Below are 12,297 nucleotides of genomic sequence, written 5' to 3'. Positions count from 1 at the left end.
CATAAAGGGGAACTGGGATGGCACCGCTTTTCGACATGTTCGCGCAGGCGCAGAACGGCAAGGCCATCGAGCTGATGGCGCAACAGTTCGGCATCGCCCAGGAGCAGATGACGAAGGCGACGGCGGCGCTGCTGCCGGCCTTCTCAGCGGCCTTCAAGCGCAACACCGCCAACCCCTACGACTTCGGCGCCTTGCTGACGGCGCTCGGCAGCGGCAACTACGCCAAATACTTCGAAGACATGAGCCAGGCCTTCACGCCGCAGGGCATGGCCGACGGCAACGGCGTTCTCGGGCAACTGTTCGGCTCGAAGGAAATGTCGCGCGCGATCGCCGCACAGGCGGCCCAGGTCACCGGCGTCAGCCAGGAGATCTACAAGCAGATGCTGCCTGTGATGGCCGATACGCTGATGGGCGGGCTGTTCAAGCAGACAACCGGGCAATTTGCCGCCGCAAGCGATGCCTTTGCCAACAACCCGATGGCGACCGCGATGCGGCAATGGATGGAAGCGGCCGGTTTCGCCAAGAAGCCGGAACCGCAGCCGAACCCGTTCGACAACCCCTTCACCCAGGCGATGCAGGGCTTCTTCGGCATGGCCCCGAAGAAGGAAGAGAAGCCGAAGACAGCCGACGTCTTTGCCGACAACCCCTTCGTCAAGGCGTTTCAGGACATGATGCAGGCGGGTGCCGCCGGCGCGCAGAAGCCGGCACCCGACAATCCGGCGCTGGCCCAATTCTCCCAGGTCATGAACAGCATGTTCGACACCGGGCTGGAGATGCAGAAAGAATACCAGAAGAACGTCGAGGCGCTGTTCGACCTTTACAAGACCGGGCCCGGCACGAAGAGCTGAGGCCAAGCCTCCCCGTCAGCACATCCCGCGCCTCCATCGGACGCAGCGATCGCCCGCGCGTGTGGGCGTCAGCGCGTTGTTTCGAACAGCTTCGGAAAGAAAAAGGCCCGGTGCATGTCTTGGTCATGCACCGGGCCAAGCGGCAGGGTCTATTGGCTCTACCCTGCGGGGAACGTTTGGGCGCGCGACCGTTGAGGTCAGCGGCACCGAATTTCGCAGCATGACCCGCGGCGGCGGCAGGCTTTCGCGGATCATGCTCGACTGGCACATCTCAAGCGGCGGGATGCGCCATTGGGGACGATCAGTCGTGGCGGGCCCCTTTGTAGAAGAGGCTCGCCCGGTTTCGCGACGCGCGTGTCAGGTAACTCGCCGGATTGTCGAAGAAGGGCGAGGTAATCGCCTCGCGCACATCTTCGCGTTTCAGCCCCATGTCGAGGAGCTGGCGGTCATCCAGGTCGTTCAGACGGCCGATCGCATAGCGATTTCGGAGGAGCTGCCATACGGACGTTAGCATGCCTGTCACGCCGACGGCGCGGGAGGCATAGGACTGCGTTCCGGCAACGAGGTCGAGATCGAGGGCGTGCTGTGTCGTGCGCATGACAATTTCTCCTTTCAGGCACGAAGAGGCCCATCCCCTGCGGGGAGATCAAACGCAGGGGCGGGCCAAAGAGTTTGGGATTCGCCGGCGAAATTGCCGGCCGGGGATCGATGAATTTGCTTCCGATAGATCGCAAATCCTTATTGATCAGTCCAACGAATGTTTTTAATGATATTCATCAAACAATCTTATGGATGCATTACGGCCATGTCCGCACCCCTTGATATCGATCAGCTCCAGACCTTTGTCGCGATCGCCGACACGGGCAGCTTCACCAAGGCGGCCGACCGGGTCTTCAAGACCCAATCCGCCGTTTCCATGCAGATGCGCCGCCTGGAAGAGCGCATCGGCAAGGCGCTGTTCATGAAGGACGGCCGCGGCAACCGGCTGACAGTCGAAGGCGACCGGCTGCTCAATTTCGCGCGCCGGATGATCCGCCTCAACAACGAGGCGATCGCTTCCTTCGACGACAATCGCCTCGAAGGCACGCTCCGGATCGGCACGCCCGACGACTATGCCGACCGCTACATGCCCGAGATCATCATGCGTTTTGCCAAGACGCATCCGAATGTCGAGCTTTACATCATCTGCGAGCCCTCCGTGGACCTCGCCGAGAAGATGGCCAAGGGCGACCTCGACATCGCGCTCGTCACGCACAATCCGCGTGCCCGCGCGTCGGACGTGGTGCGGACCGAACCGCTCTGCTGGGTGAGCTCGATCAACCACCCGCTGCCCGAGAACGCACCGATCCCGCTTGCTGTCGGCCGGCGCGACTGTCTGTGGCGCCAGGCGGCCTGCGCCGCGCTCGATGCGACGGGTCGGGAGTACCAGATCCTGTTCACCAGCTGGTCGTCGACGGTCGTCGCCGCCGCGGTGCTGGCCGGCATGGCCGTCTCTGTCCTGCCGGAATCGGCGCTTCGTCCCGGCATGAAGGTGCTGACGCTTGCGGACGGCTTCCCGGCCTTGGCGCCGGTGCAGATCGGCATCATGAAGCGTCCGGGCCTTTCGCCCTCGCTTTCGAACGCGATCAGCAACCACATCACCGCCTGCCTCGACAACATCACGCCGATCAGCGCCAACGACGACCTCGAGGCCGACATCAAGGGCTTCCCGCGTTATCCGCGCCTCCGGCAGAGCCATATGCTGCCGGGCTGGTAAGAGCTGCAGAAAGCGGAAAAGGCCACGCACCAAGCCGGTGCGTGGCCTTTTTTTGTCCAGAGATCAGCACGCGGCCGACTCGATACCGAGTCTATTCGGCTGCCGCGCCGACAGCGTCGGCTTCGTAGCCGTGGGCCGCGTGAAGGGCGGCGCGCACACCGGCCTCATAGTCCGGGTGGACGCGCTTGAAGTGCGCAAGCTGGCGCTCGACGATCGGCCCCGGCACGCCGCCCATCGCCGCGGCGATGTTGGAGAACAGGCGCGCCTTCTGGCCGGCATCGAAGAGGTTGAAGAGCGCACGCGGCTGGACGTAGTCGTCGTTGCCTTCGCGGTGGTCGTAGCGGGCCATGTCGCCGCTGATGCGTAGCGGCGGTTCCATCGCGGAGGGCTGCTCGACCGGGCCGTTGAACGAATTCGGCTCGTAATAGGCACTCGGATTGCCGGTCTGAATGCCGCCGAACGTGTTCATCTGGCCATCGCGGTGATAGTGATGCACCGGGCATTTCGGCCGGTTGACCGGAATGTGCTCGTAATGCGTTCCGAGCCGGTAGCGGTGGGCGTCGGCATAGGAGAACAACCGGGCCTGCAGCATCTTGTCCGGCGAAAAGCCGATGCCGGGCACGATGTTGGACGGCGAGAAGGCGGCGTTCTCGACCTCGGCGAAATAGTTCTCCGGGTTACGATTGAGCTCCAGCACGCCGACCTCGATCGGCGGATAGTCTGCATGCGGCCAGACCTTGGTGACGTCGTAGGGATCATAGGCCGTCTTCTCGGCTTCGAGCTCGGGCATGATCTGCACCTGCAGCGTCCAACGCGGATAGTTACCCTCTTCGATCGCGCCATAGAGCGCTTCCTGGTAGCTTTCGCGCGTCCGGCCGATCACGTCTGCCGCCTCGGCGTTGGTGTAGTGCTTGTGGCCGTGCTGGGTCTTGAAGTGGAACTTGACCCAATAGCGCTCGCCGGCGTCGTTCCAGAACGAGAAGGTGTGCGAGCCGTAGCCGTTCATGTGCAGCGGCGACACCGGACATCCGCGATCTGACATCAGGATCGTGACCTGATGCAGGCTTTCCGGCGACAGCGACCAGAAATCCCACATCGCGGTCGCCGAACGCAGGTTGGTCTTCGGGTGGCGCTTCTGGGTGTGGATGAAGTCCGGGAACTTGTAAGCGTCGCGAACGAAGAAGATCGGCGTGTTGTTGCCGACGAGGTCCCAATTGCCCTCGGGCGTATAGAATTTCAGCGCGAAGCCGCGCACGTCGCGCTCGGCGTCGGCAGCACCCAGTTCACCGGCAACAGTCGAGAACCGCGCCAGCATCGGCGTCTCGGCGCCGGGCTGCAAAACCTTGGCCTTGGTGTATTTCGAGATGTCGCCGGTGATCTTCAGCGTGCCATAGGCGCCCCAACCCTTGGCGTGTACGGCGCGCTCGGGAATGCGCTCGCGGTTTTGATGCGACAGCTTCTCGATAAGCTGATAGTCCTGCATCATGACGCCGCCGCGCGGGCCGGCCGTCAGCGAATTCTGGTTGTCCGGCACCGGGGCTCCGGCACTCGTCGTCAATATGGGTCGATCAGACATCGCGTCCTCCTGTCAAAGGTTTCGCGTCCGGGTGGTCGCACAGGACCGACGGCAGCCGTGGCGACTGCCGGCCGCAAACTGCGCGGCGATCAAAGCCCGAACGCTCTGGCACGAGGTTTTTCCCACGGCGCTTCGATAATCTCCAATTGCATAAAAATTAAAAATCGATAAGATTTTCCTATCATGCTTACACTCAGACAGATGCGCTATTTCGATGCGCTCGCCTCCGCTCGCCACTTCGGCAAGGCGGCCGAACTCGTCCATGTCAGCCAGCCGGCGCTCTCCGCCCAGATCATGGAAATGGAGAACCACTTGGGCGTGAAGCTGGTGGAGCGCAGCCGCAGCGGCGTTCTCTTGACCCGCAAGGGCGAAGAGGTTTTGGCCCGTACCCGCGCCATCCTCTCTGAGGTGGATCAGCTGGAGTTGAGCGCGCGCGCCAGTTCCGGCACGCTCGAAGGGCGGATCCGCATCGGCGTCATCCCGACGCTTGCCCCCTACCTCGTGCCGCGGCTGGTGCCGCACCTGCGCCAGGTCTACCCGGCAATCGAGATCGAACTGAAGGAATCGGTGACATCAAGACTGGTCGCCGATCTCGGCGAGGGCCTGCTCGACGCCGTCGTCGCCGCCTTGCCGATCGAGGCCGACGGACTTTCGACGAAGCCGCTCTTTTCCGACCGCTTCTACATGGCAATGGCGGACGACGAGCGAAACATCCTGATGTCGCCGCTGACTGAAGACCAGGTGGATGTCGAACAGTTGCTCCTGCTCGAAGAGGGCCATTGCCTGCGCGATCAGGCGCTCGCCGTCTGCAGCACGGCCGGCAAGCGCCGTCTCGTCTCGTTCGGCGCGACCTCGATGACGACGCTCCTGCAGATGGTCGCCAACGGCATGGGCATGACGCTCATCCCCGAGATCGCGATCGCGACCGAGGCGGCGCGCAACTCCATCCGCATCGTACCCTTCGCCGCGCCTGAACCGGCGCGCGAGATCGGGCTTATCTGGCGGCGCAGCAGCCCGCGCGAGCGCGACATGGAAGCGCTCGCAGCGGCGATCAGCGGCTGCGCCGACGATATTCTCCAGGCGGCAGCGGCCTGAGCGTAGCAGCGCTCAGGCGAGCTTGGCCTTCAGGAACTCGACCGTCCGGCTCCAGGCGAGATCGGCCGCGGCCTTGTCATACCGCGCTGCCGAGGTGTCGTTGTTGAAGGCGTGGTTGACGCCGTCATAGACATAGATCGTCGCGTCCTTGCCGTTGTCTTTCAGCGCCTTCTGATAGGCGTCGATGCCGGCATTGATGCGTTCGTCGAGGCCTGCATAGTGCAGCAGCAGCGCCGCCTTGATCTTCGGCACGTCCTCGGCCTTGGGCTGCGCACCATAATAGGCGACGCCAGCCTTCAGATCCGGGGATCCGACCGCGAGCCGGTTGACGAGACCGCCGCCCCAGCAGAAGCCGATGGCGCCGACCTTGCCGGTCGATTGCGCGTGTCCTTCCAGAAACGCCACGGTCGCCGCCGCATTCGCGGTCGTTGCCGCCGCATCGAGCGCACCGATCATTTCGCGCGCCTTGTCCTCGTCCGTCGGCGTGCCGCCCGCAGGCGACAGGAAATCCGGCGCCAGCGCCAGGAAGCCTTCGAGCGCCATGCGCCGCGCGACGTCGCGGATATGCGGGTTCAGCCCGCGGTTCTCATGGATGACGATGACCGCCGGCAGCTTGCCGCTCACCTCTGCCGGACGAACGAGATAGCCTTTCATATCGCCGGCAGCGCCGGGATAGGTGATGTCCTCGCCGGTCACCCGGGTGTCGTTTGCAGCCACGATCTCCGCCTTGGCACCATTGGCCGCCAGCAGCGGCGCGATCGCCGCGGCCGCAGCCGCGGAACCGGCGAGACCGGTGAGCTTTTCCATGAAGCGACGGCGATCGAGGGTCAGATGCGTGTACTCGTCATAGGCGTCGATCATCGCCTGCGTGATTTTCGGTTCCTGCATGCCAGCCTCCTTCGGTTCTTATCTCCCGCGGCGGCAGACAGAACCGCCCGCGACAGAATAGGTCGGCGGGCGGTCTGGAACATACAAACTTGCGTTACTGCCGCGTGTTTCCTTTCGCCCTCACAGGTCGAGGGTCCCACGCACACCGATCAGCCGTTGAGGTCGAGCACGATGCGACCGTCGATCTTGCCTTCCTCCATGCGCTTGAAGATGGCGTTGATGTTCTCGATCTTGTCCCAGGTGAAGTGCGAGGCGACCTTGCCTTCACCGGCGAACTCGAGCGATTCCTCCAGATCCTGCCGCGTCCCGACGATCGAGCCGCGGATGGTGATGCGCTTCAGAACCGTATCGAAGATTGGCAGGCACATCTGGCCGGGCGGCAGGCCGACCAGCGCCATGGTTCCCTTGGAGCGGAGCATGTTGAAGGCCTGCTCCATCGCCTTGGGCGCGACGGCCGTCACCAGGGCACCATGCACGCCCCCGGTCGCATCTCGCACCTGCTCGACCGCATCCTTGTCGCGCGCATCGACGACGAGGTCGGCACCGAGTTTTCGGGCAAGCTCCAGCTTGTCCGGGAAGATATCGACGGCGGCGACATGCATGCCCATGGCCTTGGCATATTGCACCGCCATGTGCCCGAGTCCGCCGATGCCCGAGATCAGCGCCCATTCGCCCGGACGCACTTCGGTTTCCTTCAAGCCCTTGTAGACGGTGACGCCGGCGCAAAGGATGGGGGCCGCGGGCCCGAATTCGAGCTTTGCCGGCAGGCGGCCGACGAAGTCAGGATCGGCGAGGCCGTATTGCGCAAACGTGCCGTTGACGGAATAACCGGTGTTCTGCTGGCTGCCGCAGAGCGTTTCCCATCCGGTGCGGCAAGGCGTGCAGCCGCCGCAGGCGGTGTGCAGCCACGGAACGCCGACGCGGTCGCCTTCCTTCAGCCGCGCAACGCCGCTGCCGAGCTTGGCGACATAGCCGACGCCTTCATGTCCGGGGATGAAGGGCGGCTTCGGCTTGACTGGCCAGTCGCCGTTGGCGGCGTGCAGGTCCGTGTGGCAGACGCCCGTCGCCTCGTATTTGATCAGCACCTGGCCGGGACCCGGCTCCGGTATCGGCACATCCTCGATTACCAGCGGCTTGCCGAATTCGCGCACCACGGCGGCTTTCATCGTTGCGGTCATCTCGTCCTCCGATGCGTTGTTGCCCAACGCCGGAGAGACTACGCGCAAAAGCGGCATCGGGTAATTGATACGCATCAAGACGGGAAGATGAAGGCGCAGACTGTCTCAGATCTGCGTCAGAATGGCGGTGCGCCTATCCGGATCAGCTCATCGCCATCCAGACGGCAAGCCACACCCACATCGCAAACAGCGTTGCAACACCGCCCATGAACAGCGGGCGCCGGTAGCGGAGGCGATTGCTGGTGACATGCACGAAGGCGTGCACATAGCGCAGGGCAACGAAGAGCCAGGCAAGAGCGAGGGAGACGATGTTGTCGGCCTCGGTGATGTAGAGCAGCACGCAGCAGAGGTAGAAGAGAACCGGCAGCTCGAACTGGTTGGCGATGCTGTTCTTCACCACCAGGCTTTCGCCCGGCTCGTCACGGTTTTCGCGAAACTGGCCGGCATTCGCCTTACCGGCGCGCACCAGGCCCATCCGGCGGAAGGAGAGAAGAGCATAGAGGCAGAAGACGAGGAAGACATGAGCCACGATCGGCCAGAAAATCTCGAAACCCGTCATTACGCTACTCCCTCAAACACGCTTACTCTGAAATAGCGAAGGGCGCCGCGCGATGGCGCGGCGCCCTTCGAATGCAATCGCAATCAGTGCGCGCCCGGGTAGTTCGGGCTTTCGCGAGTGATCGTCACGTCATGGGCGTGGCTTTCGCGCAGGCCCGCGCCGGAGATGCGCACGAACTGGGCGCGCTCCTGGTATTCCTTGATCGTCGGGCCGCCGACATAACCCATGGAGGCCTTGAGGCCGCCCGCGAGCTGGTGCAGGACGCCTGCGACCGGACCCTTGTAGGGGACCTGGCCTTCGATGCCCTCGGGAACCAGCTTCAGCGTGTCGCGCACTTCCGCCTGGAAGTAGCGGTCCGCCGAGCCGCGCGCCATGGCGCCAACGGAGCCCATGCCGCGATAGGCCTTGAAGGAGCGGCCCTGGTAGAGGAACACTTCGCCCGGGCTTTCATCGGTGCCGGCAAGCAGCGAGCCGATCATGACGGCCGAAGCACCGGCGGCGATCGCCTTGGCAAGGTCGCCAGAGAACTTGATGCCGCCATCGGCGATGACAGGAATGCCGGCCGCCTGGGCGGCTTCGACGGCGCCCATGATCGCAGCGAGCTGCGGCACGCCGACACCGGCGACGATGCGCGTGGTGCAGATCGAGCCCGGGCCGATACCGACCTTGACCGCATCCGCACCGGCATCGATCAACGCCTTGGTGCCGGAGGCAGTCGCGACGTTGCCGGCCATGATGCGAACCGAGTTCGAGAGTTTCTTGACGCGGGCGACCGCGTCGAGAACGCGCTGCGAGTGACCATGGGCGGTGTCGACGACGATCAGGTCGACGCCGGCATCGATCAGTCGCTCGGCGCGCTCAAAGCCGTCATCGCCGACCGAGATGGCGGCGGCGGCACGAAGGCGGCCCTGCGCATCCTTGGAGGCGTTCGGGTTCAGCTGTGCCTTCTCGATATCCTTTACGGTGATGAGACCGACGCAACGGCCGTCGCCGTCGACCACGAGCAGCTTTTCGATGCGATGGGCGTGCAGCAGGCGCTTCGCTTCCTGCTGGTCGACGCTTTCCTTGACCGTGACCAGGTTCTCATGGGTCATGAGTTCGTGGATCTTCTGGTTCGGATCAGAGGCGAAACGAACGTCGCGGTTGGTGAGGATACCGACGAGGCGGCCCTGCTTCTGGCCACCGGCACCGCCGTTTTCAACGACCGGGATGCCGGAAATGCCATGCTGCTTCATCAGGCCGAGCGCATCGGCGAGCTTGGCGTCGGGACCGATGGTCACCGGATTGACGACCATGCCGCTTTCGAACTTTTTGACCTGGCGAACCTCTTCGGCCTGCTCGGCCGGCGTCAGGTTGCGGTGGATGACGCCGATGCCGCCGGCCTGCGCCATGGCGATTGCGAGACGCCCTTCGGTCACCGTGTCCATGGCCGACGACAGGATCGGCAGGTTCAGGTCGATGTCCTGGGCAATGGTGGTCGCGATGTTGGTCTGACCCGGCATGACTTCGGAATGCCCGGGCAGGAGCAGGACGTCGTCGAAGGTCAAAGCCTCCAGACCAGTTGCCGTTTCGATGATGCGCGCCATGGCCAATTCCCTTCAAATAGCGAAAATCCCCGGGGACGGGCTGCGATTTGTCCACCGGGCGACTTCAAAGCGTGTCTTGGAAGTTGGCGAGGGCTCGTAACACGGATATGTCAGGATGAAAATAGCCAAAGCCGGGAAATGTCCCGCCGTCGGCCGATATTTGTTGCAGAGCAGCAATTTCGCGCGAAGAGGCGCGGCAACCGATCAGATATCGAGCTGATAGCTTGCAGGCACGAAACGGTAACCCTCGCCCTGCTTCTCGACGAAACCGACCGCAGGAAACGGCATGTGGTAGCCGATAAAGGGCAGCCGTTCGCTGGCGATCATGTCGAACACCCGGCGGCGCGTCTCTGCTGCCTTCGCCTTGTCCATGTCGAAGCGCACTTCCCAGTCCGGCCGCTGCAGCGACAACACATAGTGGTTGGCGGTATCGGCCGTCAGCATCAGCGCTTTGCCGTCGGAATCGAGACGGAACACCATGTGCCCCGGCGAATGGCCGAAGGCGGCAATGGCCGAAATGCCCGGAACGACCGCGGCACCGTCGCCGATGAAGGTGGTCTTTTCCGCAAGCGGCACGACCTTTTCCAGCACGGCCTTGTGACCGTTTTCTGCTGGCGTGCCGGCGCGCGCCGGATCTTTCCAGAAGGCGTATTCGACTTCGCCCATCACATAGCGGGCATTGGCGAAGGCCGGTTTTTCGGCCTCCATGAGGCCGCCGATGTGATCGCCATGCATATGGGTTACCACGACAACCGAGACCTGCTCCGGCGAATAGCCGGCAGCGCGGATCCCGTCGAGCAGGCGGCCAGCGCCGGTCTCCCGACCGCCCTCGCCCATGCCGGTATCGAAGAGCACGAGGTCCGATCCGGTATCGACAAGAACCGGCGAATAGCTGTTGAGCAGCGCATCGGTCGGCAGGAAGTTCTGCTGCAGCAGTTCGGCCACCGCCTGTTGCGGCTGGTTGGTGCCGTAGGTCTCGTGCGGCTTGTCGCTGACGCGAGTGCCGTCATTGACGACAACGATCTTGAACGCGCCAAGCTTGAGCATTCTTGTCGGAGGGCTGGCTTTCATGCCGGTGTTTTCCGATTTTTCCTGAGCGACTGCAATGCCCGTCATCAGCGAGGGCGCTGCGAGCACGCCGAGCGTTCCCGCTCCCATCAAGGTCCTGCGCTTCATCGACATTTCACTCATGGTTCGTTTCCGCTTTCTGTTGGATCCGTTGCCATCGGCGGCAACTCGGCCAGAACTAGCGTCTTGACAGCAAAGGCCAGTCGGGATCACAGGCTTTTGATCCGCAATCACCGGTTTTGCCCCGACAAAAGCCATGACCGGCATTATTAGCTTCTGCTTATCGCTGACCGTCCGAAGCATCGTTTCATGAACCGTATCGTCCCGATGATCCTTGCCGTCGCTCTTTTCATGGAGCAGATGGACTCGACCGTGATTTCCACGTCGCTGCCGGCAATCGCCCGCGACATCGGCGTCGGGCCGATCACGCTGAAGTTGGCGCTGACCGCTTACATGGTGGCGCTGGCGATCTTCATCCCCTTGAGCGGCTGGATGGCCGACCGCTTCGGCGCCAAGAGGATCTTTCGCGCGGCGATCCTGGTCTTCATTGCCGGATCGATCTTCTGCGCCATTTCGAACAGCCTGCCCGCCTTCGTCTTCTCCCGGTTCCTGCAGGGAATGGGCGGCGCGATGATGACGCCGGTCGCTCGCCTCGTGCTGGTTCGCGGGACACCGCGCAGCGAACTGGTGTCGGCCATGGCACTGTTGACGATCCCCGCGCTCGTGGGTCCGCTTGCCGGACCGCCGCTCGGTGGCTTCATCACCACCTACTTCTCCTGGCACTGGATCTTCCTGATCAACGTGCCCGTGGGCATCGCCGGCTACATCCTGTCGGGCATCTACCTGCCGAAGATGGAGCCGCTCGATCCGCCGCCGGTCGACGTGCTGGGCTTCCTGCTCGGCGGGATTGCTGCCTCCGGCATCGTCTTCGGCCTGTCGGTGATCAGCCTGCCTGCCCTGCCCCCCGTTGTCGGCATCGCCTCGGTAGCGATCGGCCTTGTTTCGGCCCTGCTCTACATCCGCCATGCGCGGCGTCATCCGGCCCCGGTCCTCGACCTGAAGCTCTTCCGCGACAACGCCTTTCGCGCCGCTTCGATCGGCGGCACGATCTTCCGCATCTCGGTCGGCGCCGTTCCCTTCCTGATGCCGCTGATGCTGCAGGTGGGGTTCGGCCTCAATCCGTTCCAGTCCGGCCTCATCACGTTCATCGGCGCGGTCGGCGCGATTACCACGAAGTTCTACGCGCGGCGCGTTCTGGCCTTTGCCGGCTTCCGTACCACGCTCATCATCGCTGCGATCATTGCGGCGATCACCACCTTCGCCAACGGCTTCTTCACGCCGGAGACGCCCTATCTGGTGCTGATCACTATCCTCCTGATCGCCGGCTTTGCGCGCTCGTTCTTCTTCACCAGCGTCAACGCGCTGTCTTTTGCCGATATCGACGATGCGGATGCCAGCAAGGCGACCTCGATGAGCGCGGTGCTGCAACAGATCAGCCTGGCGCTCGGCGTTGCGGTCGCCGGCGCGATCCTCGAAATCGAGACGAAGCTCAGCGGCGGCCCGTTGCAGCTCGACGATTTCCACACCGCTTTCATGATCATCGCCGCCGCCAACCTGATCGCGGCGATCCCGTTCCTCACCATGGCGAAGAACGCCGGCTCCTCCGTGTCGGGACACCGGCTGCCGGCGCGCGAAGTCGAGACGGCTGCGGGGAAATGATCCCTTGGGCACCGACTGATCGAC

At 63.5% G+C, this 12,297-nt stretch carries 11 protein-coding genes; 4 read left to right on the top strand and 7 right to left on the bottom strand.

The features are described 5' to 3' along the window. The first annotated feature begins 17 nt into the window (after positions 1 to 17). Positions 18 to 848: a DUF937 domain-containing protein gene (locus IB277_RS01115; protein ID WP_090294898.1), complete on the top strand. Its 831-nt coding sequence runs from the start codon at positions 18 to 20 to the stop codon at positions 846 to 848. A 301-nt stretch (positions 849 to 1,149) separates the two neighbouring features. On the opposite strand, the gene IB277_RS01110 is transcribed toward IB277_RS01115, so the two are convergent. Next, complete coding sequence (locus IB277_RS01110; RefSeq protein WP_034800920.1) at positions 1,150 to 1,446, bottom strand: DUF1127 domain-containing protein; 297 nt, start codon at positions 1,444 to 1,446, stop codon at positions 1,150 to 1,152. A 207-nt stretch (positions 1,447 to 1,653) separates the two neighbouring features. Here IB277_RS01110 and IB277_RS01105 point away from each other — a divergent pair, with 207 nt between their 5' ends. Beyond that, the gene (locus IB277_RS01105; protein ID WP_034800917.1) at positions 1,654 to 2,604 is read left to right on the top strand and encodes a LysR substrate-binding domain-containing protein; all 951 of its coding nucleotides are present in this window, start codon (positions 1,654 to 1,656) and stop codon (positions 2,602 to 2,604) included. Between the two features lie 91 nt (positions 2,605 to 2,695). On the opposite strand, the gene katA is transcribed toward IB277_RS01105, so the two are convergent. Further along, a complete protein-coding gene (gene katA, locus IB277_RS01100; protein ID WP_090294900.1) occupies positions 2,696 to 4,180 on the bottom strand; it encodes a catalase KatA in 1,485 nt (494 codons plus the stop codon). A gap of 183 nt (positions 4,181 to 4,363) precedes the next feature. Between katA and IB277_RS01095 the strand changes: the two genes are divergently transcribed. Further along, positions 4,364 to 5,275, top strand: a complete 912-nt coding sequence (locus tag IB277_RS01095; protein ID WP_060602049.1) for a hydrogen peroxide-inducible genes activator — start codon at positions 4,364 to 4,366, stop codon at positions 5,273 to 5,275. Positions 5,276 to 5,287: 12 nt separating this feature from the next. On the opposite strand, the gene IB277_RS01090 is transcribed toward IB277_RS01095, so the two are convergent. From IB277_RS01090 to IB277_RS01070, 5 genes are all read right to left on the bottom strand, one after another. After that, the gene (locus tag IB277_RS01090; RefSeq protein ID WP_034800909.1) at positions 5,288 to 6,163 is read right to left on the bottom strand and encodes a dienelactone hydrolase family protein; all 876 of its coding nucleotides are present in this window, start codon (positions 6,161 to 6,163) and stop codon (positions 5,288 to 5,290) included. A 149-nt stretch (positions 6,164 to 6,312) separates the two neighbouring features. Beyond that, entirely contained in the window at positions 6,313 to 7,341 is a 1,029-nt protein-coding gene (gene adhP, locus IB277_RS01085; RefSeq protein ID WP_060602043.1) for an alcohol dehydrogenase AdhP, read from the bottom strand. Between the two features lie 142 nt (positions 7,342 to 7,483). Further along, entirely contained in the window at positions 7,484 to 7,900 is a 417-nt protein-coding gene (locus IB277_RS01080; RefSeq protein WP_090294904.1) for an MAPEG family protein, read from the bottom strand. A gap of 83 nt (positions 7,901 to 7,983) precedes the next feature. Next, a complete protein-coding gene (gene guaB / locus IB277_RS01075) occupies positions 7,984 to 9,486 on the bottom strand; it encodes an IMP dehydrogenase (protein ID WP_034800902.1) in 1,503 nt (500 codons plus the stop codon). A gap of 204 nt (positions 9,487 to 9,690) precedes the next feature. Further along, entirely contained in the window at positions 9,691 to 10,677 is a 987-nt protein-coding gene (locus IB277_RS01070; RefSeq protein WP_244546717.1) for an MBL fold metallo-hydrolase, read from the bottom strand. A 186-nt stretch (positions 10,678 to 10,863) separates the two neighbouring features. Here IB277_RS01070 and IB277_RS01065 point away from each other — a divergent pair, with 186 nt between their 5' ends. Further along, positions 10,864 to 12,273: a DHA2 family efflux MFS transporter permease subunit gene (locus IB277_RS01065; protein ID WP_034800899.1), complete on the top strand. Its 1,410-nt coding sequence runs from the start codon at positions 10,864 to 10,866 to the stop codon at positions 12,271 to 12,273. Positions 12,274 to 12,297 lie beyond the last annotated feature (24 nt).

This window comes from Ensifer sp. ENS07, assembly GCF_014852185.1.
Classification (GTDB): domain Bacteria; phylum Pseudomonadota; class Alphaproteobacteria; order Rhizobiales; family Rhizobiaceae; genus Ensifer; species Ensifer adhaerens.
The sequence above is the reverse complement of the archived record's forward strand: the minus strand, read 5'-3'. Positions and strand labels throughout refer to the sequence as shown.

Coding starts and splice junctions, on each gene's coding strand:
- IB277_RS01090 (WP_034800909.1), bottom strand. CDS start 6,163: ATGCAGGAACCGAAAATCACGCAGGCGATGATCGACGCCTATGACGAG.
- IB277_RS01105 (WP_034800917.1), top strand. CDS start 1,654: ATGTCCGCACCCCTTGATATCGATCAGCTCCAGACCTTTGTCGCGATC.
- IB277_RS01095 (WP_060602049.1), top strand. CDS start 4,364: ATGCTTACACTCAGACAGATGCGCTATTTCGATGCGCTCGCCTCCGCT.
- IB277_RS01070 (WP_244546717.1), bottom strand. CDS start 10,677: ATGAGTGAAATGTCGATGAAGCGCAGGACCTTGATGGGAGCGGGAACG.
- IB277_RS01065 (WP_034800899.1), top strand. CDS start 10,864: ATGAACCGTATCGTCCCGATGATCCTTGCCGTCGCTCTTTTCATGGAG.
- IB277_RS01080 (WP_090294904.1), bottom strand. CDS start 7,900: ATGACGGGTTTCGAGATTTTCTGGCCGATCGTGGCTCATGTCTTCCTC.
- katA (WP_090294900.1), bottom strand. CDS start 4,180: ATGTCTGATCGACCCATATTGACGACGAGTGCCGGAGCCCCGGTGCCG.
- adhP (WP_060602043.1), bottom strand. CDS start 7,341: ATGACCGCAACGATGAAAGCCGCCGTGGTGCGCGAATTCGGCAAGCCG.
- IB277_RS01110 (WP_034800920.1), bottom strand. CDS start 1,446: ATGCGCACGACACAGCACGCCCTCGATCTCGACCTCGTTGCCGGAACG.
- IB277_RS01115 (WP_090294898.1), top strand. CDS start 18: ATGGCACCGCTTTTCGACATGTTCGCGCAGGCGCAGAACGGCAAGGCC.
- guaB (WP_034800902.1), bottom strand. CDS start 9,486: ATGGCGCGCATCATCGAAACGGCAACTGGTCTGGAGGCTTTGACCTTC.